31 protein-coding genes are annotated in these 24796 nt (G+C 67.3%); 7 read left to right on the top strand and 24 right to left on the bottom strand.

Features of this window, described 5'->3' with window-relative positions; translation table 11 throughout:
* Positions 1-162 precede the first annotated feature (162 nt).
* Together FZ983_RS03135 and miaA are read right to left on the bottom strand one after the other, a co-directional pair.
* On the bottom strand, positions 163-1374 hold the full coding sequence (locus FZ983_RS03135) for a PLP-dependent aminotransferase family protein (RefSeq protein WP_149222130.1): 1212 nt from the start codon (positions 1372-1374) through the stop codon (positions 163-165).
* Between the two features lie 17 nt (positions 1375-1391).
* Entirely contained in the window at positions 1392-2396 is a 1005-nt protein-coding gene (gene miaA / locus FZ983_RS03140; protein ID WP_149222131.1) for a tRNA (adenosine(37)-N6)-dimethylallyltransferase MiaA, read from the bottom strand.
* A 133-nt stretch (positions 2397-2529) separates the two neighbouring features.
* Here miaA and serB point away from each other — a divergent pair, with 133 nt between their 5' ends.
* Positions 2530-3423 carry a phosphoserine phosphatase SerB gene (gene serB, locus FZ983_RS03145; RefSeq protein ID WP_149222132.1) on the top strand — a complete coding sequence of 298 codons (894 nt, stop codon included), beginning with the start codon at positions 2530-2532 and terminating at the stop codon, positions 3421-3423.
* Between the two features lie 18 nt (positions 3424-3441).
* On the opposite strand, the gene FZ983_RS03150 is transcribed toward serB, so the two are convergent.
* The 15 genes from FZ983_RS03150 to FZ983_RS03220 form a co-directional block, all read right to left on the bottom strand.
* A complete protein-coding gene (locus tag FZ983_RS03150; protein ID WP_111066794.1) occupies positions 3442-3852 on the bottom strand; it encodes a bacteriohemerythrin in 411 nt (136 codons plus the stop codon).
* Positions 3853-4051: 199 nt separating this feature from the next.
* The gene (fabI, locus tag FZ983_RS03155) at positions 4052-4837 is read right to left on the bottom strand and encodes an enoyl-ACP reductase FabI (protein WP_149222133.1); all 786 of its coding nucleotides are present in this window, start codon (positions 4835-4837) and stop codon (positions 4052-4054) included.
* A 321-nt stretch (positions 4838-5158) separates the two neighbouring features.
* On the bottom strand, positions 5159-5599 hold the full coding sequence (locus FZ983_RS03160; protein ID WP_149222134.1) for a DUF2892 domain-containing protein: 441 nt from the start codon (positions 5597-5599) through the stop codon (positions 5159-5161).
* Between the two features lie 61 nt (positions 5600-5660).
* Positions 5661-6560, bottom strand: coding sequence for a PRC-barrel domain-containing protein (locus FZ983_RS03165; RefSeq protein WP_149222135.1), 900 nt, complete (start codon positions 6558-6560; stop codon positions 5661-5663).
* Between the two features lie 108 nt (positions 6561-6668).
* Entirely contained in the window at positions 6669-7313 is a 645-nt protein-coding gene (gene ureG / locus FZ983_RS03170; RefSeq protein WP_098739331.1) for an urease accessory protein UreG, read from the bottom strand.
* A complete protein-coding gene (locus tag FZ983_RS03175) occupies positions 7310-8029 on the bottom strand; it encodes an urease accessory UreF family protein (protein ID WP_247883546.1) in 720 nt (239 codons plus the stop codon). Before FZ983_RS03175 ends, ureG begins: the two co-directional genes overlap by 4 nt.
* Positions 8013-8495: an urease accessory protein UreE gene (locus FZ983_RS03180; RefSeq protein ID WP_149222137.1), complete on the bottom strand. Its 483-nt coding sequence runs from the start codon at positions 8493-8495 to the stop codon at positions 8013-8015. Before FZ983_RS03180 ends, FZ983_RS03175 begins: the two co-directional genes overlap by 17 nt.
* Positions 8495-9337: a glutamate racemase gene (murI, locus tag FZ983_RS03185; RefSeq protein WP_149222138.1), complete on the bottom strand. Its 843-nt coding sequence runs from the start codon at positions 9335-9337 to the stop codon at positions 8495-8497. Before murI ends, FZ983_RS03180 begins: the two co-directional genes overlap by 1 nt.
* Positions 9338-9486: 149 nt before the next feature.
* Positions 9487-11196 (bottom strand): urease subunit alpha, encoded by a 1710-nt coding sequence (ureC, locus tag FZ983_RS03190; protein WP_149222139.1) that lies wholly within the window; start codon positions 11194-11196, stop codon positions 9487-9489.
* Positions 11197-11221: 25 nt separating this feature from the next.
* A complete protein-coding gene (locus FZ983_RS03195) occupies positions 11222-11527 on the bottom strand; it encodes an urease subunit beta (RefSeq protein ID WP_136704390.1) in 306 nt (101 codons plus the stop codon).
* A 13-nt stretch (positions 11528-11540) separates the two neighbouring features.
* Positions 11541-11843: an urease subunit gamma gene (locus FZ983_RS03200; RefSeq protein ID WP_014248459.1), complete on the bottom strand. Its 303-nt coding sequence runs from the start codon at positions 11841-11843 to the stop codon at positions 11541-11543.
* Between the two features lie 127 nt (positions 11844-11970).
* Positions 11971-12471 (bottom strand): hypothetical protein, encoded by a 501-nt coding sequence (locus tag FZ983_RS03205; protein WP_149222140.1) that lies wholly within the window; start codon positions 12469-12471, stop codon positions 11971-11973.
* Positions 12468-12659, bottom strand: coding sequence for a hypothetical protein (locus tag FZ983_RS03210; RefSeq protein WP_149222141.1), 192 nt, complete (start codon positions 12657-12659; stop codon positions 12468-12470). The genes FZ983_RS03205 and FZ983_RS03210 overlap by 4 nt, the downstream gene beginning before the upstream one ends.
* Positions 12660-12800: 141 nt before the next feature.
* Positions 12801-13682 carry an urease accessory protein UreD gene (locus FZ983_RS03215; RefSeq protein ID WP_247883581.1) on the bottom strand — a complete coding sequence of 294 codons (882 nt, stop codon included), beginning with the start codon at positions 13680-13682 and terminating at the stop codon, positions 12801-12803.
* Positions 13683-13774: 92 nt separating this feature from the next.
* The gene (locus FZ983_RS03220) at positions 13775-14497 is read right to left on the bottom strand and encodes a response regulator transcription factor (RefSeq protein ID WP_149222143.1); all 723 of its coding nucleotides are present in this window, start codon (positions 14495-14497) and stop codon (positions 13775-13777) included.
* Between the two features lie 404 nt (positions 14498-14901).
* On the opposite strand from FZ983_RS03220, the gene FZ983_RS03225 reads away from it, so the two are divergent.
* Positions 14902-15570 (top strand): response regulator transcription factor, encoded by a 669-nt coding sequence (locus FZ983_RS03225; RefSeq protein ID WP_014248463.1) that lies wholly within the window; start codon positions 14902-14904, stop codon positions 15568-15570.
* 166 nt (positions 15571-15736) lie between these two features.
* Here the strand turns inward: FZ983_RS03225 and FZ983_RS03230 are convergent, their stop codons facing one another.
* On the bottom strand, positions 15737-16309 hold the full coding sequence (locus FZ983_RS03230) for a type 1 glutamine amidotransferase domain-containing protein (protein ID WP_149222144.1): 573 nt from the start codon (positions 16307-16309) through the stop codon (positions 15737-15739).
* Between the two features lie 132 nt (positions 16310-16441).
* Between FZ983_RS03230 and FZ983_RS03235 the strand changes: the two genes are divergently transcribed.
* Complete coding sequence (locus tag FZ983_RS03235; protein WP_149222145.1) at positions 16442-16798, top strand: hypothetical protein; 357 nt, start codon at positions 16442-16444, stop codon at positions 16796-16798.
* A 49-nt stretch (positions 16799-16847) separates the two neighbouring features.
* On the opposite strand, the gene FZ983_RS03240 is transcribed toward FZ983_RS03235, so the two are convergent.
* From FZ983_RS03240 to dcd, 3 genes are all read right to left on the bottom strand, one after another.
* Entirely contained in the window at positions 16848-17327 is a 480-nt protein-coding gene (locus FZ983_RS03240; RefSeq protein ID WP_149222146.1) for a DUF2948 family protein, read from the bottom strand.
* A gap of 64 nt (positions 17328-17391) precedes the next feature.
* On the bottom strand, positions 17392-18684 hold the full coding sequence (gene murA, locus FZ983_RS03245; RefSeq protein ID WP_149222147.1) for a UDP-N-acetylglucosamine 1-carboxyvinyltransferase: 1293 nt from the start codon (positions 18682-18684) through the stop codon (positions 17392-17394).
* Positions 18685-18739: 55 nt separating this feature from the next.
* Positions 18740-19294 (bottom strand): dCTP deaminase, encoded by a 555-nt coding sequence (gene dcd, locus FZ983_RS03250; protein WP_014248468.1) that lies wholly within the window; start codon positions 19292-19294, stop codon positions 18740-18742.
* Between the two features lie 133 nt (positions 19295-19427).
* On the opposite strand from dcd, the gene FZ983_RS03255 reads away from it, so the two are divergent.
* Positions 19428-19889 (top strand): GNAT family N-acetyltransferase, encoded by a 462-nt coding sequence (locus FZ983_RS03255; RefSeq protein WP_247883547.1) that lies wholly within the window; start codon positions 19428-19430, stop codon positions 19887-19889.
* A 173-nt stretch (positions 19890-20062) separates the two neighbouring features.
* Here the strand turns inward: FZ983_RS03255 and FZ983_RS33965 are convergent, their stop codons facing one another.
* Positions 20063-20209: a hypothetical protein gene (locus FZ983_RS33965; protein ID WP_188092231.1), complete on the bottom strand. Its 147-nt coding sequence runs from the start codon at positions 20207-20209 to the stop codon at positions 20063-20065.
* Positions 20210-20244: 35 nt separating this feature from the next.
* Positions 20245-20583: a hypothetical protein gene (locus tag FZ983_RS03260; RefSeq protein ID WP_149222148.1), complete on the bottom strand. Its 339-nt coding sequence runs from the start codon at positions 20581-20583 to the stop codon at positions 20245-20247.
* 168 nt (positions 20584-20751) lie between these two features.
* Here FZ983_RS03260 and FZ983_RS03265 point away from each other — a divergent pair, with 168 nt between their 5' ends.
* The 3 genes from FZ983_RS03265 to FZ983_RS03275 are packed head-to-tail and all read left to right on the top strand — an operon-like array spanning position 20752 to position 23625.
* Positions 20752-21735 (top strand): NAD-dependent epimerase/dehydratase family protein, encoded by a 984-nt coding sequence (locus tag FZ983_RS03265; RefSeq protein ID WP_149222149.1) that lies wholly within the window; start codon positions 20752-20754, stop codon positions 21733-21735.
* 40 nt (positions 21736-21775) lie between these two features.
* Positions 21776-22780 (top strand): glycosyltransferase family 4 protein, encoded by a 1005-nt coding sequence (locus FZ983_RS03270; protein ID WP_149222150.1) that lies wholly within the window; start codon positions 21776-21778, stop codon positions 22778-22780.
* Between the two features lie 5 nt (positions 22781-22785).
* Complete coding sequence (locus FZ983_RS03275) at positions 22786-23625, top strand: glycosyltransferase family 2 protein (protein WP_149222151.1); 840 nt, start codon at positions 22786-22788, stop codon at positions 23623-23625.
* Here FZ983_RS03275 and FZ983_RS03280 read toward each other — a convergent pair.
* Positions 23587-24636 (bottom strand): glycosyltransferase family 2 protein, encoded by a 1050-nt coding sequence (locus FZ983_RS03280; protein ID WP_149222152.1) that lies wholly within the window; start codon positions 24634-24636, stop codon positions 23587-23589. The two genes, FZ983_RS03275 and FZ983_RS03280, sit on opposite strands and share 39 nt — an antisense overlap.
* Positions 24637-24796: the final 160 nt, after the last annotated feature.

The raw sequence follows: 24796 nt of genomic DNA on the forward strand, positions 1-24796 counted from the left end.
CGCGAATGTTTGCAAAGTTTTTTTGCCGCAGTTTTTCCAATTGTTGCGCGCCCATAGGAGGTGGCGGTCTTGCCCGGTCCCAGCTTGCCCGAAACGGAAACGGCGGCCGCACCGAAGCGCGGCCGCCGTTTCGAACAGGCGACGACTGGGAAGGATGGGCGGTCAGGCGGCCGTCTTCAGCAGTTCGCACAGCCGGCGGATGCCCTCGCGGATCTGGGCCGGCTTGGTGACGGAGAAGGCGAGGCGCAGCGTGTTCTTGCCCGACCGGTCGGCGTGGAAGGCCGATCCGGGGACGAAGGCGACATTGGCCTCCTTGATGGCGCGGGCCAGCAGATCGGTGCCGTCGACGCCCTCCGGCGCCTCGATCCAGACGAACAGACCACCTTCCGGCTTGGTCCAGGTGACGCCCGGCGGTGCGAATTCGTCCAGGGCCGCCAGCATGGCGTCGCGACGCTCCTTGTATTGGGTGCGCAGCAGCTTGATGTGGCTGTCGAAGATCTGCGAGACGACGTCGTGCATGACGATCTGGTTGATCGTGCTGGCGTGCAGGTCGGCCGCCTGCTTCATCAGCACCAGCCGATTCACCACCTCCGGCGCGGCATTGACCCAGCCGACGCGCATCGCCGGCACCATCGTCTTGGAGAAGGTGCCGCCGAAGATGACATTGGTCAGCTTGCCGCCGTTGCGCTCGCAATCCAGCGCCGCCATCAGCGGCAGATGTTCGCCGTCATAGCGCAGTTCGCAATAGGCGGTATCCTCGATCACCGGCACGCCGGCCGCATCGCAGGCGTCCAGGATGGCGTGGCGGCGGGCCAGCGTCACCGTGGTGCCGTTGGGGTTCTGGAAATCGGGGACGAGGTAGAAGAACTTCGGCTTCTGGGCCAGCGCCTCGGTCAGCGCGGTCATCTCCGGCCCTTCCTCGTCCATCGGGATGGAGAGGTAGGTCGGCTCGTAGGGCGAGAAGGCCTGCAACGCGCCGAGATAGGTCGGGCGGGTGACGACGATCTTGTCGCCGGGGCCGATCAGCAGCTTGCCGACGAACTCCAGCACCTGCTGCGAGCCGTTCGTGACCAGCACGCCGTCCAGGCCGATGTTGACGCCCTTGCCACCCATGTAATCGCAGATCCATTCCCGCAGCGGCGTGTAGCCTTCGGTGATGGAATACTGCAGCGCAGCCCCGGCACCGGCGTTGGACTGGAAGATCTTCTCGTAGGATCGGGCAATGGCGGAGCTGGGGAACAGGTCCGGGTCGGGAATGCCACCGGCGAAGGAGATGATCTCCGGACGATCGATCAGCTTCAGCAGTTCCCGGATTTCGGACGCCGTCATGCCGCCCACGCGGCCCGCGAACACATGACCCCAATCAACCGACACGGTGCTTCTCCTTCGGATCAGTAATTTAGTATCGTTCTCAGGCGGTCGAGCATTGCATTTCGTACCGCAAGCGAACAAGGCGAATCGATGGTATGGCAGCTATGCTGTCCTGTATGACTTACCAGCATTTCGGCCGCTTTGCCAACAATCTGATGCCGGAACCACGTCACCTGCCGTTTGGCATAGCGGCGGGTGGATTGCTGGGCCAGCGCGACCGCTTCGGCCAACGGGATTTCGCCATGCAGGTGGCGACGCAGTTCCGGCACGCCGAGCGCCTTCAGCACCGGCAGGTCGGGGGCAAGGCCCTGCTCGCGCGCCAGAGCATCCAGCCGCCGCACCTCCTCCAGCGCACCTTGTCCCATCATCAGGTCGAAACGCCTGTCGCACTGGGCGTAAAGGTCGGCGCGCGGCGGATCGAGCACGATGACGGTGAAGCGCAGATCCTCCGGCGCACCCTGGGCGGTTTGGTTCTGCCAATGGGACAGCGGATGCCCGGTCGCCTCCAGCACCTCCCAGGCACGGGTCAGGCGGGTGGTGTCCCCTGCGTTCAGCTTGGCCGACGCCGGGTCGCGGGCGACCAGCTCGGAGCGGAAGGCCTCGCCGCCGATGGACGCCAGCCGGGCATGGGCAGCGGCGCGCACCTTGTCGGGGATGGGGGGGACCTCGCTCAAGCCCTGCATCAGCGCACGCAGATAGAGACCGGTGCCACCGACCACCACGGGCAGCCGCCCCTCGGCCTTGGCGCCGTCGATCTCCGCCAGCGCCAGGTCACGCCAACGCGCCGCCGATCCGCGCTCCGCCGCCGGGAGGACGCCGTAGAGGCGGTGGGGCGCCCGCGCCAGATCCTCGGCCGGCGGGCGGGCGGTCAGCACATCCAGATCGGCGTAGAGCTGCATGCTGTCGGCATTGATGACCGTACCGCCGAACGCCTCGGCAACGGCGAGCGCCAGCCCCGACTTGCCCGACGCAGTCGGCCCGCCGATGACGATGACGTCGGTGAGGTGGGTGGTAAGGTCGCTCATCGCCCTTCCATGGCGTTCCGGCGCTCACTTTGCAACACCCAACCGCATGCCGACGCCGAAGCTTCGTTGGACCCGGCTCCCCGCCTGTGGTAGGCAGCGCGCAAAGGCCCTCTTTTCCTCGGGATACCCGCCGATGAACGCCGTCGCCACGCTGATCGCCCCGCGCACCGCCACGCTCGACGAGTCCGTCGTCCAGACCGCCAAGGCGGCACTGGTCGGGTTGGGCGCCGATGCCGGGGCGCCGGATTGGCTGGCCCCCGGCACCGCCTGCGACCTGCCTTTCGGCAATCTGGCGCCGGAACAGGCGGAGGCGGCAATCCGCCATGCGCTGAATGGCGCGACGCTGGACATCGTTGCCCAGCCGGCGGCGACCCGGCGCAAGCGGCTGCTGGTCGCCGACATGGAATCGACAATCATCGAGCAGGAGATGTTGGACGAGCTCGGCGACTATGTCGGGCTGAAGGACCACATCGCCGCCATCACCGCCCGCGCCATGAACGGCGAGATCGACTTCAAGGACGCGGTGCGCGAACGCGTCGCTCTGTTGAAGGGTCTGAAGGAGACGGTGATCGACGAGGTGTGGCAGCGCGCCACCCTGATGCCGGGGGCGGCCCAGCTGGTCGGCACCATGCGCGCCAACGGCGCCGTCTGCGTGCTGGTGTCGGGCGGCTTCCGCTGTTTCACCGGCCGGGTGCGCAGCTGGATCGGCTTCGACGATGACCGCGGCAACGATCTGGAAGTGGTCGACGGCGTGATGACCGGCGCGGTGATCGAGCCGATCCTGGACAAGGACAGCAAGCTGCAGGCGCTGATGGCCTATGCCGGCGAGCACCGCGTGCCGATGGCGGAGACCATGGCCGTCGGCGACGGCGCCAACGACCTGCCGATGCTGTTGGCCGCCGGCCTCGGCGTCGCCTTCCATGCCAAGGCGGTGGTTGCTGCCGAGGCCCGCGCCCGCGTCGACCACGGCGACCTGACCGCCCTGCTCTACGCCCAGGGCTATCGCGCCACCGAGTTCGTGGGGTAGGCGCCCGCCGCTATCCGATCACGCCCAGACGCCGCGCACATAGGGCGTCAGCTGCGTGTCCATCAGGATGATGTGGCGGACAAGCCAGTCGGCGGTGAATTTGTACAGCTTCTCGGCGTTCTCGTGGGTGGGCTCGATAGAGAAGCGGTTCGACAGCTCGCTGACCATCTTGACCGCGGCGCGGTGCATGGCGACGTGCTCCTCGAATTGCGGATAGCGCACGATCTGCATGATCCGTTCTTCGCGGGCGAAATGCTCCTTGGTGTATTCCAGCAGCTTGACCAGAATCTTGGCAACGCGAACCGGCTGGAACCGCGGGGCGGCCAGCGCTGCGTCGAGTTCGTTCAGATACTCGATCAGATGCTTGTGATCGTCGTCGATGGCCGGCTGGCCGACGCTCAACTGCCGTCGCCATGTGATGGCGCCCATGACCTTGCGGCCTCCCCCCTTACCGGCACCCCGTTAGGGCGGATTATGGCTGGTGCTACCACCGCACCCAAACAGTCGGGACGTCACACGGCAATTTGACGCACCTTGGAGAGGCGTTCCAAACGGAGCGGGGCGGATGCGTCGCCGCACCCGCCCCGTTCTTCAACCGGAAATGCGCCGACTTCAGCCGATGCCAGCCTCAGCCGATGATGGAATAGCCGCAGTCGACATAGGTGGTGTCACCGGTGATGCCCTTGGCGCCGTCGGTGGCGAGGAAGGCGGTGGTGTAGCCGACCTCCTCGATGGTCACCAGCCGGCCCTCGGGAGCCCGCTCGGCAGCCTTGTTCATCAGCTCGTCGAAATGGGCGATGCCGGAAGCGGCGCGGGTCTTGATCGGGCCCGGGGAGATGGCATGGACACGGATGCCCTTGGGGCCGAGTTCCGACGCCAGATAGCGCACGCTGGCCTCCAGCGCGGCCTTGACCGGACCCATCACGCCGTAATTGTCGATGACGCGGTTGGCGCCGAAATAGGACATGGTGAACAGCGACCCACCGTCCTTCATCAACGGCTCCGCATACCTGGCCATGCGGATGAAGGAGTGGCAGGAGACGTCCATCGCCTGCTGGAAGCCCTCGCGCGAGCAGTCGACGACGCGGCCGTGCAGATCCTCCTTCGGCGCAAAGGCGATGCTGTGCAGTGCGAAGTCCAGCTTGCCCCACTTCTCGCCGATCTTGTCGAACATGGCCTTCAGCTCGCCTTCGCCGGTGACGTCAACCGGTTCGAAGATCTCGGCCTCAAGCTGCTGGGCCAGCGGTTCGACGAACTTCTTGGCCTTGTCGTTCAGGTAGCTGACCGCAAGGTCGGCACCCAGCGCGCGGAAGGCGCGGGCGCAGCCCCAGGCGATGGATTGGTCGTTGGCGATGCCAAGGACGAGCCCCTTCTTGCCTTCGAGCGTGGCGGCGGCGGGAATGATCGTGGTCATGGCGGACGGTCCTGCGGTCGGTGTGACGGGAGGAGCGACCGCAACCCCGGCGGCTTCATACCGAGCCAGGACACGCGGCGTTCCTTGTGCGGTGCACCATAAACCAATAACGAGAGGCCCGCAACGTGCAATGGATGCAATCCGCACCCGCCCCCCAATCATCGCGCAGCATTGACGCCGGTATGTTCAGTAAAGGCAGAAGCCCTGCCCGCAATCCCTTTCATTGATCCATATCAAGACGGCCTTCCAGCGCCGGTCTGGAAAGCCGTTTCTTGATGAAATTTTTGTTATGCAGCGACAGCTGCTTATCCAGCTGCCCTCTTACCGGGCAACACCGGGCGTGAAGGAGGGTGGATCGCTGGCCGGGAAGGATTCCTGAGACGCCTCGTCGACGATCTCCTCCTCGCAGGCTTCCTGATAGATGTCGCCGGGATGGCGGGAATAGGGATCGATCCCGCGTTCCACATCCTGCGACGGAATGGCCGCGCGGTCGCGTTGTGCCCAATCGGCCAGCATCGACTTGCCGGGACAGAAGCCGGTCAGGCCGCGCGCCACCAGGACGCCGCCAGCCAGCGCCATCGCGGCGCCGGTCCAGTTCGGCCGGCGCAGGCCCAGCACCGCCAGCGCCACGCCTCCGGCCAACGAGGCCAGCCGTTCGCTGTGGCCGACATTGATGGTATAGCCGCCGCCTGGACCATGGATGCGGTCGTTGAAGCCGCGCAGGCTGCGCTGGGCCGTATCGGTGATGGAAGAGAGTTCCATGTCGGTCCTCCTGGATGCGGGACCCGAAGCCGGGTGCTCCCGCGATCGGATCGTTATCGTGTCACTGTTGGGAAACCGGCGGCTGGGGGGTGTCGTTCCCAGACGGTGCCTGCGGAGATGCCTGCGGAGTTCCCTGGGAGGCGCCACCCTGCCCGCTGCCGCCGGCCGTCGCGGCGCTGGAGCCGGACGCCCGCGCCTGCTGCAGTTCCTGGTTCAGCCGCGACACCTCCTGGGACAGGCGCTGGACCTCCTGGCGCAGGGGCGCCGCCACCGCGTCGCCGCCGCCCGTCGAGCCGGCGATGGCGGCCAGCGTCGCCGACTGCTGCATCCAATAGGGAGCGACGCCGTAATAGGTGTGCACCGCCATCGCCCATTGGCGGTCGTTCATGTTCGGGCGGTTCCTGTCGTCGAAGCGCGGGGCGTTGGTCAGCTTGTCCTTCGGCACGTTCAGGACATAGCCGTCGCCGGACGGCGCGAACAATGCCCACGGAACGGGAAAGTCGCTGTCGCCGATGCCGAGGAAGCCGCCCAGTTCGACCACCGCATAGGCGATGCGCCCGGTCGCCGGATCGATCACCAGTTCGGAGATCTCGCCCATATCCTTGCCGTCCGGGCTGCGCAGCTTGGCGTCCTCAAGGTCGTCGGCGGCAATCGCGCGGGGATGGGCGATGGATTCCTGAAGCGCCGTGGCCTCGCCCAGGATCGCCTGACAGGCCGGCGCATTGCCCTTCTGGGCCGCACCCTGGGCCGCCTGCTGCAGGGCTCGCAGCTGCGCGATCTCCTGCGGCGTGGCGGGCGCCGGATTGTTGGGTGCCGCAGCCTCCAGGGCCGCCGCCTGCTGTCCCAGCCGGTCGAGCCCGGCCGCGCAATCGTCGGCGGCAAGCGCGGGCGCTGCGATGGGTCCCAGCGCGGCCAGCAGCAGCGCAGTGCCCAAGGCCGTTGCAGGGGTCGGGCGCGTCATCAGGGCATCCTCCGGCTTGAATCGTCTCATGCTGCATGAACAGCATGGTCAAGCCGGAGGTTCCCGTGCGCCGGTCTTCCTGCGGTTGTGTCTTCGGGTGTAAGACTCTCAACCCGGCAGGGGCAGCCCCCCGCGCTGGACGATGAAGGACTGGATGGCGTCCACGCCCTCGCCGGCCTTGACGTTGGCGAAGACGAAGGGCCGGTCGCCGCGCATCTTACGGGCGTCGCGGTCCATCACCTCCAGGCTGGCGCCGACCATCGGGGCGAGGTCGGTCTTGTTGATCACCAGCAGATCCGACCGGGTGATACCCGGCCCGCCCTTGCGCGGGATTTTGTCCCCGGCCGACACGTCGATGACGTAGATGGTGATGTCCGCCAGTTCCGGCGAGAAGGTGGCCGCGAGGTTGTCGCCACCCGATTCGATAAAGATCAGGTCGAGGTTGGGGAACTTCGCGTTCATCTGGTCGACGGCGGCGAGGTTGATCGAGGCATCCTCGCGGATCGCCGTGTGCGGGCAGCCGCCGGTCTCCACCCCCATGATCCGCTCCGGCTTCAGCGCGCCGGAGCGGGTGAGGAACTCCGCATCCTCCTTGGTGTAGATGTCGTTGGTGATCGCCGCGACTTCCCAATCCTCACGCATGCGCTTGCACAGCGCGTCGGTCAGCGCGGTCTTGCCGGAGCCGACGGGGCCGCCGATGCCGACGCGAAGCGGACCGGCGTGGCTCTTTTCGATAGCGGGGAGAGCGCTCATGAGCGGAACAGCCTCGTATATTGGGTTTCGTGGATCATCGAGGTCCAATCGACGGCCATCGCCCGGCCGCCGAGATCGTCCAGCGGGGCCGCTAGCGCCGCCTCCGCCGCCCGGTGGGTGATGGGGTCGAGTGTGGCCAGCGCCCGCTGCCCGTCGGTCTGGCCCAGCGGCACCAGACGCACGCCGGCCGAAACGAGGTTGGCGGCGAAGGCATGCAGATAGGCGGTCAGCGCCGGCCCCTCCGCCACGCCGATCAGCGCCGACACCAGCGCCACCGCCACCGCATAGGCGACCGGCCTGCCGGTGGCGGCGATCACCGCATCCCAGCGCGGCAACTCGTCGAGCGGCCATGCGGCGCGGATCGCCAGCAGGAAGGCCTGCCCCTGGGCCCGCGATTCGAGCGCGGTTTCGGAGGAAGCGCGGAGGATGTCAGCGCGCTCCACCGCCCAGGCGAAAGCGGCCTCGTCGCCGGCCCGCACCGCGCGGTGGGCGGCGGCGAACAGCATGCCGTCGGTTCGCCCGGCGCCATGGCGCAGGATGCCGTCGAGCCAGACGATCAGCGTCGCGCGATCCCGCACCAGCCCCTGCTCCACCGCCGCCTCGATGCCATGGCTGTAGGAGAAGCCGCCGACCGGAAAGCTGGGCGACAGCCACGCCAGCAGGCGCGTGAGGGCGTGGGTGGAGACGCTATCTCCCACGTCAGTGCGAATGCCCATGCCCGCCGCCATGCGAATGCCCGCCATAGGCGCCGCCTTCCGGCATGAAGGGCGCGGTCACGTCACGCACCTCGGCCCCCAGCCCGCGCAGCATATCCTCGATCACATGGTCGCGGCGCAGGCGGATGGTGTCGCCGACGATCTGTACCGGCAGGTGACGGTTGCCGAGATGCCAGGCCACCCGCGCGAAGGCCTCCACCGGGCCGGGCACGCGAACCTCCATCAGGTCCTCCGCGGCGGCGACCACGCGCAGGAAGCTGCCGTCGATCAACTCGAGCCCGTCGCCGTCGTCCAGCGCCACCGCCCGCGGCAGGTCGAGCAGGAAGGCGCCGCCGGCATCGTCGGTCATCGCCATGCGGCGGCGGAAGCGGTCGTCGAAGGCGAGCGTCACGGTGCCGGCCGCCTGCTCGGCCGGCCAATGGCCGCGGGCATGGACTCGGGTGGCGCGGCGGGTGGGATCGGTCATCAGCTAAGCCGTTCGAATGGAGTCGGGTGGCCGAAGAAGCGGCCGGCCAGTTCGCTGACCAGCGCCGCGTCCCCGGTGGTGAAGAAGCGCAGGCCCCGTTCGGCCTGATCGGGCCGGTATTCGGGGTGGCGGTCGAGATACTGTTCCAGCGAGCGGGCGGTCAGCGTCGGTTGGCACAGCACCTCCACCCCCGGCGGCAGCGCACGGGCGAACAGGTGGCGGACCAGCGGGTAATGGGTGCAGCCCAGCACCACCGTGTCCAGCGGCTGGCTGCCCATCTTGTCCAGCAGCACGCGCACATAGCCGGCAACCGCCGGCGCGATCTCGTCGTCCGAAGCACCGCGCTCGATCAGCGGCACGAGATCGGGACAGGCCTGCTGGACGACGCGGATGGAAGGGGCGCGCTTGCCGATCTCGCGCGGGAAGGAGCCGGAATTGACGGTCGCCGCGGTGGCGAAGATGCCGACGGTGCGCGGTTCGGCCAGATGGTCCGGCGGAACGGTGTCGATCATCCAGGGCACCCGGGTGATCGCCTCCACCATCGGCACCAGCACGCCCAGCACGTTGCGGCCGGGATGGGCCGACGGCAGCCATTCCTGCTGCAGCCGGCGCAGCGCAACGGCCGCGGCGGTGTTGCAGGCGATGACGACCAGCCGGCAGCCCTGGGCGAACAGGCGGTCCATCCCGGCGATGGTCAGCCGGTAGATGTCGTCCTCGCTGCGCGGGCCGTAGGGAGCGGCGGCATGGTCGCCGAGATAGACGAAGGGCCGGTCGGGTGCGGCGTCCACCAGGGCGCGCAGCACCGTCAATCCGCCATGTCCTGAGTCGAATACACCGATCAACGTATCAGAGCCCTACCAAAAAGCCCCTTCTCCCCCCTGGGGAGAAGGTCGGGATGAGGGGGTTCGGCAAAGCCGAAGAAATCCTCGAAGCGGTTCCCCCTCACCCTAACCCTCTCCCCGGGGGGGGAGAGGGGATTGAAAAAAGCGCCTCAGAACAGGAAATACCGCTGCGCCATCGGCAGGACCTCGGCCGGTTCGCAGGTCAGCAGTTGCCCATCCGCCCGCACCTCGTAGGTTTCCGGGTCCACCTCGATGTGCGGGGTCGCGTCGTTGTGGATCATGTGCTTCTTGCCGACGGTGCGCGTGCCCTGGACGGCGATGAGTTCGCGGTGCAGGCCGAGCTGACGGCCGACCTCCAGTTCCATCGCCTTGGCGCTGACGAAGGTCACGCTGCTGGCCTGCATCGCCCGGCCGAAGGCGCCGAACATCGGGCGGTAATGCACCGGCTGCGGCGTCGGGATCGAGGCGTTGGGGTCGCCCATCAGTGCCGCGGCGATGGTGCCGCACTTGATGACCATGTCCGGCTTCACCCCGAAGAAGGCCGGCGACCACACCACCAGATCGGCCAGCTTGCCGACCTCGACCGAGCCGACGACATGGCCGATGCCGTGCGACAGCGCCGGGTTGATGGTGTACTTGGCGATGTAGCGCTTGACCCGGAAATTGTCGTTGTCGCCGGTCTCCTGCGGCAGCCGCCCGCGCTGCAGCTTCATCTTATGGGCGGTCTGCCAAGTGCGGATGATCACCTCGCCCAGCCGGCCCATCGCCTGGCTGTCCGACGAGATCATGGAGAAGACGCCCAGGTCGTGCAGGATGTCCTCCGCCGCAATGGTTTCGCGCCGGATGCGGCTTTCGGCGAAGGCGACGTCTTCCGGGATGCGGGCGCTGAGGTGGTGGCACACCATCAGCATGTCGAGATGCTCGTCCACCGTGTTGATGGTGAAGGGCCGCGTCGGGTTGGTGGAACTGGGCAGCACGTTGCCGAGGCTGGCCACCCGGATGATGTCCGGCGCATGGCCGCCGCCCGCCCCTTCGGTGTGGAAGGTGTGGATGGTGCGGCCCTTGAACGCCGCGATGGTGTCCTCGACGAAGCCGGATTCGTTCAGCGTGTCGGTGTGGATCGCCACCTGCACGTCGAGCTGGTCGGCGACGGTCAGGCAGGTGTCGATGGCGTCGGGCGTGGTGCCCCAATCCTCGTGCAGCTTCAGGCCGCAGGCGCCGGCGGCGATCTGCTCCAGCAGCGCGTCGGGGCGGCTGGTGTTGCCTTTGCCGAAGAAGCCCAGGTTGATCGGCAGCCCTTCGGCGGCCTGGAGCATCCGCTCCATGTGCCAGGGTCCCGGCGTGCAGGTGGTGGCCGCGGTTCCGGCGGCCGGGCCGGTGCCGCCGCCCAGCATGGTGGTGACGCCGCTGTTCAGCGCCTCGTCCACCTGCTGCGGACAGATGAAGTGGATGTGGGCGTCGATGCCGCCGGCGGTGACGATCTTGCCCTCGCCCGCGATCACCTCGGTGCCCGGGCCGACGATGATGTCGACGCCCGGCTGGACGTCGGGGTTGCCGGCCTTGCCGATAGCGGCGATGCGCCCGCCGGTGATGCCGATGTCGGCCTTGACGATGCCCCAGTGGTCGATGATCAGCGCGTTGGTGATGACGGTGTCGACCGCCCCCTGGTGGCGCGAGCGCTGGCTCTGGCCCATGCCGTCGCGGATCACCTTGCCGCCGCCGAACTTCACCTCCTCGCCATAGACGGTGTGGTCGCGTTCGACCTCCACGATCAGGTCGGTGTCGGCCAGCCGGACGCGGTCGCCGGTGGTCGGGCCGTAGAGGGCCGCGTATTCGGCCCGGTCGATGCGGTGCGCCATGTTCTCGCCCTTCCCTGTCGGCCCGTCAGAGGGCGCCGTTGACCTTGCGGTTGAAGCCGATCACCACCCGGTCGCCGCCATAGGCGACCAGCGTCACGCGGCGGGTCTGGCCGGGTTCGAAGCGCACCGCCGTCCCGGCGGGAATGTCGAGCCGGAAGCCGCGCGCCTTCTCGCGGTCGAAGGTCAGCGCACTGTTGGTCTCGTAGAAATGGAAGTGCGAGCCGACCTGGATCGGCCGGTCGCCGGCATTGGCGACGTCGAGCTCGACGGTGGCACGGCCATCGTTCAGCACGATCTCGCCGGCCGCCGGGAAGATTTCACCGGGTTTCATCGGGCAGTCCCCCTCAACGGATCGGCTGGTGGACGGTGACGAGCTTGGTGCCGTCGGGGAAGGTCGCCTCGACCTGGATGTCGTGGATCATCTCGGGGATGCCCTCCATCACCTGATCGCGGGTCAGCACGGTGGCGCCGTCGCGCATCAGCTCTGCCACCGTCCGGCCGTCGCGCGCGCCCTCCACCACGTAATCGGTGATGAGGGCGACCGCCTCCGGATGGTTCAGCTTGACGCCGCGCTCCAGCCGCCGCCGCGCCACCATCGCCGCCATCGCGACGAGCAGCTTGTCCTTCTCGCGCCCTGTCAGGTTCATCGGGGGATTGCCCTTTCGCCACCCTGTTCGTCACCGGATCATTGCCGGCCGGTTGGGAGCGATTATGCCACGATGATGCGGTGCGCCAAGTGCGTCGTATGACGTAGGGGGTTGAAAGTGCTGGGTATCAGTAACGGGCGATGTTGGTCCGTGCACCGTTCAGCAGACAATGGGCGTGCAGAGTGCAGCACAGCCACTCCAGATTCGCCGGAGCTTCCTTCAGCAAGCAGTATTCGATGTCGTCCTGCAAAAGCCCGTCAACACGTGACGGATCGATGCCAAGCAGAGCCACGATCACCGCATTCATCATGGTTGCCATAACCAGCCGCCGGGAGTCGACCGGCGCATCAGCCGGAAAGCGGAAAAGCGATTCCGCCGGCACCTTCGACAGCAGCTGGACATAAAGGGCCGCAACCTTGTGGTTGGCCAGCAGGTTCTCGCCCATGCCATGGCGGGTCACGAACTGATCGCGCAAGGCGCCGTAGCCTTCAACCAGTTGATCGAGGTGCAGGCTTTCCGTCAGGAAAACGGGGCGGAGACCGTCCGGCAAGGCCATGACGGCGGCGCGACCGCACTCCATGAGAAACTGCCGCCGCTTGAGAAACAGGATCGATAATCGGTCGCTCATTCCTTCGCGGAACCCTGCGCAATACGCGCAGCCATCCGCTTCGACCGTTCGGACAGGAATGCGCTGGATGCCGCTAAGTGCCGAACCGCGGCATCATAATCGATCACCTCACTGCCGTTGTCCATGCGAACGCCGTCTAGCCCATCCATATCCGGCAGCTGTTCGTAGTTCTTGCGGTAGGAGTCCATCACCCGCGTCTCCGACATCCCGTGCTTTGCGTACACCACGCGCACACGCTCAAAAGAGTATCACATTCGCGGAAAAACGCGAGGCCTTCGCAGCAGATGTAACGTGACGCCGCAAAGAGCATCCGGTGACGATTGCGTCGATCACACCTCCCACAGCCGTGGCAGGCGGCTGGGCAGCCCGGCGGCCTCGGCGCGCAGGCCCGACCACAGCGTGGCATAGGCGCTGCGCACCGCGCGGGCGTCGCCGCCGAGAATGCGGGCGACCAGCAGACCGTCCAGCGCGGTGGCGCCGATGCGGGCACCCTCAAACGGCTCCGCCAGCGCGCGGACAGCATCGAGGTGGCGGGCGGCGTCGGGGGCGGCGTGCAGCAGGGTGGCGCAAGCGGCGGCTCCGCCGAAGCCGGCGGGGTGGGCCAGCGCCTCGGCGATGTCCTCGTCCAGATGCAGGGCGTCGGCCCAGATCAGGCGGCCGTCGCGCGCGACCTCCCAGGCGTCGCGGATCAGGCCGCGGGTCACCGTCTCGCCGAAGGCGGCGCGGCCGAAGACCAGCATCTCGCCGGCGATGGCGCGCCCGTCACCCGACAGGTCGATCCTGGTCAGGCGGCGCAGGCGGGAGCCTTCGAAGACGATGGCCTCCTGCGGCATCCACTCCAGCCACGCGCCGTCCTCCACCGACAAGGCGGTGTCGATGCGGCAGTCGGCGCCGGTGGAGCGGTAGACCTTCTCGGCCGCCTGGGTGGTGACCAGCGCCTTCGCTCCCGGCCCGACCGAGAGGGCGATGTCCATGCGGTCGCCGCCGACCATCCCGCCCGACGTGGTGGCGAGCACGGCGATGGGAAGATCGCCGCGGCGCGGCGTCGGCATCAGCACCCGCAGCGGGTCGTGGTGATAGAGCGTCGCCAGCCGCGTTTCGCCATGGCGATGCTCGAACCGGACGGTTGCGGCGCCATGGACGGCGACCTTCTTTTCCTCGCGCGCATTCTCCTCGCACGCAGAGTCTTCCGGCCTGTCGGCCACCGCCACCTGAACCAAGCGCCCGCTCCCGCCCTGGATGTTGCGGGCGCCAGTCTGCCGGAAGCGGGGCGGTTCAGGCAATGCGGACGAGGGCGCGCGGCTCAGCCTTCGCCGGAGAAGCAGCCGTTGCGGGCGGCGACCACCGCCACCTGCGTGCGGTTGCGAACGCCCAGCTTCTGCATGATGGCGCGGACATGCACCTTCACCGTGCCTTCCAGCACGCCGAGGCCGCGGGCGATCTCCTTGTTGGAATGGCCGGCCAGCAGCAGTTCGAACACGTCGCGCTGGCGGTCGGTCAGCCGGTCGAGGATGTCGTCGTTGCCGCGCGGTCCCTCGCTCAGAGCTCCGTTAAGCACGGCACGCGGCAGCGGCAGGAAGACGTCGCCGCTGAGGGCCAGCGAGATGGCATGCTCCAGCACCTCCGGCGGGCTGGTCTTCAGCACATAGCCGCGCGCGCCCATGCGGACGCTGTCGACGATGTCCGCCACCTCGTCGGAGTTGGTCAGGATCAGGACGGGCACCTCGCCCAGCGCTTCCTTCAGGCGGCGCAGCCCGTCGATGGCGCCGCCGCCGCCGGCATCCGCATCGTCCAGGCGCGGCGGGCCGGGATCGTACAGGACCAGGGCCAATTCGGGGGTCTTGCGGCCGATGTCCAGTGCTTCATCCAACGACCCGGCCTCCAGCACGCGCGTTCCGGGGCAGATTTCGCCGATGGACAGGGCGAAGCCGTGGCGAACCATCGGCTGCTCGTCGACCACCAGAAAAATCCGCGTCGGATTGCCCGCGCTACGCGAATTGCCGCGCGCTTGAAGCTCGAACTCCATCGTGTCCCCTTATGCTCAGCGGACCGCTTTTCAGTAGGGCCAAGAACACCAAAAAGCCCCCATTGGGAAAGCGGTTCATTCGCGCCGCTCTATGGCGCGCCTACCTCTAAATATCGAATGAACGGATCTCCGTTCAATTTCTGCCCAAATCCGATCTATTGGCTGTGACTTTCCTGTTCTCATCTTGCGCGGTTGGTTAATGAACCGTATAAATCATCCCGGCACGAAGCGTAAAGCCCGCTGTTCCGAACAATATTGTTCTAATTTTTCATGTTCGGAGTCTGCCTGGACCGGATCAGTCGGCCCGGTCCTTGGCCCTTGTCTTCGGACCGAGGTCCAGGGGATGCAGATCAAAGGGGGGATCGCCGCCGCCCGGCAATGGGCGGCCCAGCGGAGGATGATCGATGAAGACATGGACTGTGATGCTGGTCGACCACGACCGGCTTTTCTCGGCGGCCTTGGCGACGCTGATCGGCGGCGGCCCCTTCCGGGTCAGCGCCCACGCGGCCAGCGCCGACGACGCGCTCGACCTCATCGCCGATGGCGACCAGCCCGACCTGATCGTGCTGGCGCTTCAGGACGGCATGCCCGAGGAGATCGCCGGCATCCGCCGCCTGCGCGAAGGCACGTCGGCGCGGATCGTCGTGCTGGCCGACACCATCGCCGACCGCAGCCTGTCGCAGTCGCTGAAGGCGGGCGCCGACGCCTATCTGAACAAGAGCATGTCAAGCGAGAGCCTGCTGCGGTCCCTGCGGCTGGTGATGCTGGGCGAGGTGGTCTACCCCACCCATGTCGCCGGCCTGCTGATGGCCGCCGCCAACGAACGCCCGCAGCACACGCCGACGCCCATCGCCATGCCGCCCAGCGGCGACCTGTCGAAGCGCGAGGTGCAGATCCTGCGCTGCCTTCTGGCCGGCCAGTCGAACAAGGCCATCGCGCGCAACCTGCACATCACGGAATCCACCGTGAAGATGCATTTCAAGAACGTGATGCGGAAGATCAACGCGCAGAACCGCACGCAGGCCGCGGTGTGGGCGATCCAGAACGGGTTGTCGCCGTTGGTCACGGCGTAGAGGGGAGGTGTTGGGGAGGCGTCGGCTTCGATGCCCCCACCTTGATCCTCCCCCGCTGGGCGGGGGAGGAAACTGAGTGCTTATTCGCGGGAGTGGCGGCAGTCCCTCCCCCACCCAGTGGGTGAGGTTAGGTGGGGGGCTAACGCCGCAAGAATCCTGCGCCCCCCTACTCCGCTGCGTTGCGATGGCCGGCGTGACGGCCCTCGCAGAATTCCTCGATCATCTTGCGGCAGAAGGCCGGGATGTCGTCTGGCTTGCGCGAGGTGACCAGCCCATGGTCGGTCACCACCTGCTCGTCCACCCAGTTGGCGCCCGCGTTGCGCAGGTCGGCCTGCAGCGACGGCCAGCTGGTCATGCGCTTTCCGCGCACACCATCGGCGTCGATCAGTGTCCAAGGGCCGTGGCAGATCGCCGCGATGGGCCGGCCGGACGTGACGAAGCTCTTCACGAAATCGATCGCCTTGGGCTCCAGCCGCAGCGCATCCGGGTTGATCACGCCTCCCGGCAGAAGCAGTGCGTCGTAGCGGGCGGCATCGGCCTGATCGAGCGTCACGTCCACATCGACCATGTCGCCGCGGTCATGGTGATTCCAGCCCTGGATCTGCCCACCCTTGGGCGCGACCACATGCACGGTGGCGCCGGCGTCGCGCAGCGCCTTCACCGGTTCGGTCAGTTCCACCTGTTCGAAGCCATCGGTGGCGAGGACGGCGACGGTCTTGCCGTCGAGTTTCTGGGCCATGGAGGGGTCTCCTTCGCTGAAGGTCGTACCGCAGCAACCGGATTACCCCTGGATGGTTCCCTGGGAACTGTCCCGCAATTCCCATGTTGATTGTGACATACGAGACACACATCAGCGATGGGAGCCCGATCCATGCGGTTCCAGACCAAGTTGGCCGGCCTTGTGCTGGCGACGACCCTTTCCTTTATCCATGCCGAGTCGGCGCTGGCCGCCGATCCGCGCGGTGGTGACGACCTTGTCGGTGTCGAGGTGACCGGCCTGCTCGGCGAAGAGCTGGGACAGATCGTTTCCGTTTCACCTGCCGCCAACGGCAAGGACGACAGCATCCTGGTCGAGGCCAGCGGCATGCTGGACGTCGGCCACCGCTTCTTCACCGTCCACCGCTCGCAACTGACGCCGGGCGAGGACGTGGACACCGTCACCTACAAGAAGACCGCGGAGGACGTGATCCGCCGCCTGCACAGCGACACCCAGGTCGCGGAGCGTTGAACCGGATCGCGGAGCGCTGAACCGGCGCTCCGCCCTGCCGCCCGACCGTTCAGGCGATCCGGTCGGGACCGGTTTCGTCGGAATGGCAGGGTTTGCAGCCGGTGGGCCAGGGCTCGCCCAGATCCTCCACCACCATGCGCCAGGACGGCCCGTCGAGCCGGACACAGCCGCCGCCGGCGAAATGCAGGGCGACCCCGCCCTCCACCGTCTCCATCGACAGCAGTTCCAGGATCTGGCCGCGGTCCTTCAGGTCGAAACCGCGCAGCTTTGCCCCGGTCACCCCCTCCACCCGCACGCCGCAATGGACCCGCTCATAGGGAGCCAGATCGTCGTCGTCGGCGGTGGGACCGGGCCGGGGCAGGTCCGCCGACTCCCAGCGGAAGCGGTTGACGACCATGACGAACCGCTTCTCGTCGGGCTGGAAGCACATGTCGCCGACCGGCAGGATGGCGTCCTGCAGGCAGGCGGAAACGACCTTCAGGTCCTCGTCATCCTCGGCACGCAGGCGGATCGGGGTGATGGCCGTCATAATCGGGGGCACCTCTCGGGAAAGGCCAACCTCAATGGGATGGCGGGAGGGGCGCCCCCGCCGCTTACTCGTCGCCGCCGTGGATGCGTTCGATCTCCGCACCGCAGGCCGCCAGCTTCTCCTCCACCCGCTCATAGCCGCGGTCGAGGTGGTAGACGCGGTTGACCATCGTCTCCCCCTCCGCCGCCAGCCCGGCGAGCACCAGCGACACCGAAGCGCGCAGGTCCGTCGCCATCACGGGCGCACCGGTCAGCCGCTCCACACCGCGCACCAGGGCCGACGAGCCGTGGACCGTGATCCGCGCGCCCATGCGCGTCAGTTCCGGTGCGTGCATGAAGCGGTTCTCGAAGATCGTTTCCGTGATCATCGCCGCGCCCTTGGCCGTGCACATCAGGGCCATCATCTGGGCCTGAAGGTCGGTGGGGAAGCCGGGGAACGGCTCGGTCATCACATCGACGCCGTGCAGTTCGCCGTTGGCGCGCGAAACGCGGATCCCGTTCTCGATCTCCTCGAAGGCGACGCCGGCCGGAGCCAGCGCCTTGACCGCAGCTTTGATCAAATCGAGACGCGTGTTCATGATGTCAAGACGGCCGCCGGTGATCGCCGCGGCCATGGCGTAGGTGCCGGTCTCGATGCGGTCGGCCACCACCATGTGGCGGGCGCCGTGCAGGCGGTCGACGCCCTCGATCACCAGCCGGTCGGTGCCGATCCCGGTGATCTTCGCCCCCATCTCAACCAGGCATTCGGCGAGGTCGGTCACTTCCGGCTCGCGCGCGGCATTGACCAGGATGGTGGTGCCCTTGGCCAGCGTGGCGGCCATCAGCAGGTTTTCGGTCGCGCCCACCGACACCTTGGGGAAGACGTATTCCGCACCGCGCAGGCCGCCGGCCGGGGCCTTGGCGACGATGTAGCCCGCCTCGATCCGGATGTCGGCACCCATCGCCTCCAGGCCCTTGATGTGCAGGTCCACCGGGCGCGCGCCGATGGCGCAGCCGCCGGGCAGCGACACCTTGGCCTCGCCGCAGCGGGCCAGCAGCGGACCCAGCACCAGCACGCTGGCGCGCATCTTGCGGACCAGATCGTAGGGAGCGGTCGTGTTGGTGACGTCGCGGGCGGTGAAGTCCACGGCGCGGCCGGCGCAATCGCCGCCGGCGCCGGCCATGTGGATCGCCACGCCGTGCTGCAGCAGCAGATTGCACAGCGTATTGATGTCGGCCAGGATCGGCAGGTTGGTCAGCGTCAGCGTCTCGTCGGTGAGCAGCGACGCCGTCATCAGCGGCAGGGCGGCGTTCTTGGCCCCACCAACGGTGATGGAGCCGTTCAGCGGGCGGCCGCCGCGGATGCGGATCTTGTCCATGGACCTGTTTCTTTCGCGGAGACGCCTTCCGAAAAAGGCGTCGGATTAGGAGTGCTCAGAGCCGGGGCAGCGTGACGCCCTTCTGCCCCATGTATTTGCCGGACTTGTCGGCGTAGGACACCTCGCACACGCTGTCGCCCTTCAGGAACAGGAACTGGCACAGCCCCTCGTTCGCATAGACCTTGGCGGGCAGCGGGGTGGTGTTGGAGATTTCCAGCGTGACGTGGCCTTCCCACTCCGGCTCCAGCGGGGTGACGTTCACGATCAGGCCGCAGCGGGCATAGGTGCTCTTGCCCAGGCAGATGACCAGAACGTCGCGCGGGATGCGGAAATACTCCACCGTGCGGGCCAGCGCGAAGCTGTTCGGCGGGATGATGCAGACGTCGGTCTTGCGGTCGACGAAGCTCGAATCGTCGAAGCGCTTCGGGTCGACGATGGCGTTGTCGACGTTGGTGAAGATCTTGAACTCGTCGGCGACCCGGGCGTCGTAGCCGTAGGACGACACGCCGTAGGAGATCACGCCTTCGCGCTTCTGGGTCTCGACGAAGGGCTCGATCATGCCCTTGGTCTCGGCCATCTCGCGGATCCAGCTGTCCGGCATGATGCCCATCGCGGGGGTACTCCTTGGCGTATCGATTGAATTGAGGGTCGTGAAGGCTGGTTTGTAGCCGAGCACGCGGCGGGGCTCAAGGAAAGCTAGGCCGCTCGGCGTGCATGGACGGTTCTTTATCACGGCGCTGGTCTTGCCCGCCGCCACGGCTAAGCTGGCCATCATGATCCAGAGCTTCACCCTGTCCGTGACGGACACCCCCGCCCCGGCCGATCTGGCCGGAATCTACGAGGGCCTGCGCGCCTACAACGAGGCGTCGCTCGGCCGTCCCTATGACCGCCGCGACTTGGTGGCCGTCGCCCGCGATGCGGACGGCACGCTGAAGGGCGGGCTGGTCGGCTACACGAATTGGGAATGGCTGTATGTCGACCTGCTGTGGGTGGACGAATCGACCCGCGGCAGCGGCCTCGGCGCCCGCTTGCTGGCAGCGGCGGAGGCGGAGGCGAAGGCGCGCGGCTGCCGCTGGTCGCGGCTCTACACCTACGACTTCCAGGCGCCGGGCTTCTACCCGAAACAGGGCTATCAGGTGTGGGCGGAGATGGAAGGCTATCCGCCGGGACACAGGCAGATCTGGTTCAGGAAGGATTTGGCTTAGCGGTTGGAGCGGCCTTCGGCCGCTCGCCCCCTCCCCGACCCTCCCCCACCTTCGGTGGGAGAGGGTGCCTTAAGGCGAAGCGGCGGCAGTCCCCTCTCCCTCAATCGGACGGACCTTCGGTCCGCCGAGGAGGGGAAGGGTTAGGGAGGGGGCATCGGTGCCTTGCGCCCCACTCACTCCCCCCGCTGCCGCGCCTGCTCCTTGCGCTTGCGCAGGTTCTCGCGCAGGCGGGCGGCGAGGCGTTCGTCGCGGCCCGGTGCCGCCGGCTTCGGCTTCACCGGAACCGGCGGTTCCTTCATCGACTCGGCGGTGTCGTCCATCGGAGCGGCTCCGCAGCCGGCCTCGGTGGCCAGGCTCAGTGGTTGGACTGGTGGAGGATCTGGTCGCGCAGGCCGGTGTCGTACTCGACGCCGGTCGCGGTCAGGATCGCCGCACCGGGGGTGCGCTTCACGATGCCCTTGCGCTCCAGAATGGTCCAGACGGCGTCGTTCTGCAGCCCGGTGGCGTCCTTGGCGGCAACGACGGAATGGCCGAGATGGAAGTGGTTGCCGTGCGCATGCGGCAGGGCGGTGATCTGGAAGCCACCCACCTCGTCTTCGGCCGGCTTGTTCTCCAGGCGGGCAAGCTCCTGCAGCAGGGTCAGGGTGCGCAGCTGCAGCGGGTTCAGGTTCAGCGGATTCTTCTTCGGGGGCATCGATGGTCCCATCGGTCCTGATGTGTCACGGTCGCGCAGTAGACCGGCAGCGCAGAGCGGCTGTCAAGCGTGCGAACCGGTCACGGAAAGGTCGTGGATGCAGGCTGGCGCCCCGGCCGCCGCTGGGGCATAAGACCGTCGGACCATCGTCATAAGGACTGTGAGACCATGACCATCCTCGTCACCGGTGCCGCCGGCTTCATCGGATCGCATGTCGCGGCTGCGCTGCTGGACCGCGGGGAGAGCGTGCTCGGCCTCGACAACCTGAACGACTATTACGCTGTGGCCTTGAAGGAGGCGCGGCTGGCCCGGCTGACCGGCCGGCCCGGCTTCCGTTTCCTCAAGGCCGACATCTCCGACCGCGCGACGGTGGAAGGGCTTTGGCCGCAGTTCGCCGATGTGACGGGCGTGGTCCATCTGGCGGCGCAGCCGGGCGTCCGTTACTCCATCGAAAATCCCTATGCCTATGTCGACGCCAACGTCACCGGACAGGTGACTTTGCTGGAGGCTGCGCGGCGCATGCCGGGCTTGCGGCATTTCGTCTATGCCTCGACCTCGTCCGTCTACGGCGCCAACCGCAAGATGCCGTTCTCGGTGGAGGACCGGGTGGACAGCCCGGTCTCGGTCTATGCCGCGACCAAGAAGGCGGCGGAGATGCTGGCCTTCACCTACAGCCATCTCTACCAGATGCCGATGACCGGCCTGCGCTTCTTCACCGTCTACGGCCCGTGGAGCCGGCCGGACATGGCGACCTGGCTGTTCGCCGACGCCATCACCGCCGGCCGGCCGATCCGCGTCTTCAATGGCGGCAAGATGAAGCGCGACTTCACCTATATCGACGACATCGTCGCCGGCGTGCTGGCCGCCCTCGACCGCCCCGCACCGGTCGATGCGGAGACCGGCGCCCCGCACCGCGTCTTCAATCTCGGCAACAACCGGTGCGAGGAGTTGATGCGCTTCATCGGCGTGCTGGAACGGGCGTTCGGCCGCGAGGCGGTGAAGGTGATGGAGCCGATGCAGGCCGGCGACGTGCAGGAGACCGCCGCCGACATCGAACTGAGCCGCCAAGTGCTGGGCTTCGAGCCGAAGACCCCGATCGAGATCGGCCTGCCCCGCTTCGTGGAGTGGTACAAGGGCTATCACAAGCTCTGAGCCTTCCCGTCTCCACCCGCCCTCCACCACCCGAGCCACCATGACCTCCACCGCCTATTCGTCCGCTCTGACCGGCGTCTTCCTGCTCTGTCTCGCCGTCGGCTGGTACCTGTCGACGCGGGTGCTGCGCTATCTGCTGGCCAGCAGCATCATGGACATCCCGAACGAGCGGTCGAGCCATCAGGCCCCGACTCCCCGCGGCGGCGGCTGGGCGGTGATGCTGACGGTGGTGCCGGTCTTCGCCATCGCCGGGATCGCCTTCGGCCGGCCGGTGGAGACCGGGGCGGTGCTGCTGGGCACGCTGGCGCTGATAGGGGTGTCGTGGATGGACGACCGGCGCGAGCTGTCGCCGCTGCTGCGGCTGGCGGTGCAGGCGCTGGCGGTGGCCTTCGGGCTGCTGGCGCTGCCGTCCGACCAGCTGGTGTGGCAGGGCTGGCTGCCTTGGGCGCTGGACCGGGCGGCGACCGCCTTCCTGTGGCTGTGGTTCGTCAACCTCTACAATTTCATGGACGGGATCGATGGGCTGGCCGGCAGCGAGACGATCCTGATCGGCGGCGGCGTGGCGCTGGTGTCGCTGGTGATGGGAGAGTTCGGGCTAACCGGAGTCGCCGGGGCGGCGCTGGCCGGGGCGGCGGCGGGGTTCCTGACCCACAATTGGCGGCCGGCCCGCATGTTCATGGGCGATGTCGGCAGCATCCCGCTCGGCCATATCCTGGCCTTCCTGCTGGCCTCGCTGGCGGCGCGTGGCGATTGGGCGGCGGCGCTGATCCTGCCCGCCTATTACCTGACCGACGCCACCATCACGCTGCTGCGCCGGCTGCTGCGCGGCGAGAAGATCTGGCAGGCCCACCGCGAGCATTTCTATCAGAAGGCCGCCAAGGGCGTCGGCCGGCATGACCGCGTGGTGCTGACCATCATCGGCTACAGCCTCGTCCTCGTCGTTGCGGCGCTTGCCGCCGGGAGCTTCGGCGCCTGGACGCTCCTGCCCGGTGCGGTGACCGTCGCGCTGCTGCTGGCGACGCTGACGCGCATGTCGAAGGCCTGATTCCGATGACCGCCGCATTCCTCGACCTGTCGGTCGTCCTCTACCATCCCGATCCGGACCTGCTGTCCCGCTCCCTCGACACCATCGGTGCCGCCGCCGACCGGCTGGCCGAGGGGACCGGGGTGCAGACCCGGCTGTGGATCGTCGACAATGGCGCACCGGAGGGCAGCGACGCCGCATCCAACCCGTTCCGGGCGCTGCTGGACCTCTATGCGGAAGCCGGCCGACCGCCGGTGACGCTGATCGCCGGGCACGGCAATGTCGGCTATGGCGCCGGGCACAATCTGGCGATCCGGCAGGGCGACGCGCCCTATCACCTGATCCTGAACTACGACATCCTGCTGGAGCCCGACGCTCTGCTGGCCGGCTGGCGCTATATGGAGGCGCACCCGCGCACCGTGCTGCTGACGCCCAAGGTGTTCGGCCCGTCGGGGGAGCAGGAGTTCCTGTGCAAGCGCCGGCCGACCGTGCTGGACCTCGGCCTGCGCGCCTTCGCTCCCGCCTCGGTGAGGCGGCTGTTCGTCAAACGGCTCGACCGCTACGAGATGCGCGACGTCACACGCGACTCTGTCGTGACGGGTCTGGAGCAGGTCAGCGGCGCCTTCATGCTGTTCCGGCGCGACGCGCTGACCCGGCTGGGCGGCTTCGACGACGGCTATTTCCTGTATTTCGAGGATTTCGACCTGTCGCGCCGGGCGATGGCACTGGGGGAGATCGCCTATGTGCCGGACGTGCGCATGGTGCATTTCGGCGGCAAGGCAGCGCGCAAGGGCAGCGCGCATATCCGCATGTTCGCCCGCTCCGCCCTACGCTTTTTCAACACGCACGGATGGCGGCTGGTCTGAGCTGTGCGATTTCCGCAGCCCCGGCCGGCCGCGGGTCTTCAGCAGCAGCGGGTTCCAGGCGATCATGCCCGCGACCTGCCCCAGCGTGGCCTTCCGGTCGCGTTGGATGGCGCGGCGCTTGGCGATCATGCGCGGCAGCCCGCGCAACGCATCGCGGATGCCGCGGCCGATGGCGCCGGTGCGGTCGCTGCCCAGGCTGCGCACCACCAGATAGACCACCAGCAGCGCATGGCCGGCGAAGGCCAGCGGCAGCAGCGGCAGCGGCATGTTCTTCACCATGGTCCACACCAGATTGCGGACGCCGTGATACTGGGCGAAGGTGCCGTACTGCTTGGACACGCCGCTGCTGACATGCTCCACCACCGCGTCGCCGACCTGGACCGCCGGGCCGCCGCTGAGCCGGATGCGGAAGCCGAGATCGACATCCTCGCAATAGCAGAAGAAATCCTCGTCGAAGCCGCCGACGGCCTCGAAATAGTCGCGCCGGTACATGGCCGCGGCGGCGCAGGGCGAGAACACCGCGCCGCTGTAATAGGGCGGCTTCAGCATGCGGCGGTAATTGACCCGCCAGGCGAAGCCGAAGATGGAATACTGGTCGCCCTCGCCGTCGATCATGCGGGGATCGTGCGAGAAGAGCTGTGTCGAACCGAACATCGCCACGTCGGGCTGGGCAATGGCGGCGGCCTGCAGCCGCTCCATCCAGTCGCGGCGCGGAAAGGCGTCGGGGTTCAGCGTGACGATCCAGGGAACGGTGGCACCGGCCGCGCCGATGTTGTTGGCCTTGGCGAAGCCCACATTCGTGTCCAGCCGGACCATGCGGAATCGGGGATCGGCGGGCAGAGCGATGCCGTCGACGTCCTTCGAGGCATTGTCTACGATCACCACCTCGAAAGCGGGATCGGTCTGGTCGAGCAGACAGCCAATGACGCGATTGACGAAGTCGGCGCAATTAAAGCTGACGATGATGATTCGGCTGTGCCGATCATTCGCATCGTCCACGATATGTGACATGTCTTGGTAGCGTCCTTATTCACGCGTCCCTGTCCAGCTTATAACCATTCCCTTCATCAATCGAAAGCCGGAAAAGGTGCGTGGGACTTTGTGCCGTGGCACACCCTGGCCAAACCGGATAATAAATCGTCGCTCAGTCCACCATACGAACCAAGCCTGG

The organism is Azospirillum sp. B21 (genome assembly GCF_008364825.1).
GTDB lineage: Bacteria > Pseudomonadota > Alphaproteobacteria > Azospirillales > Azospirillaceae > Azospirillum.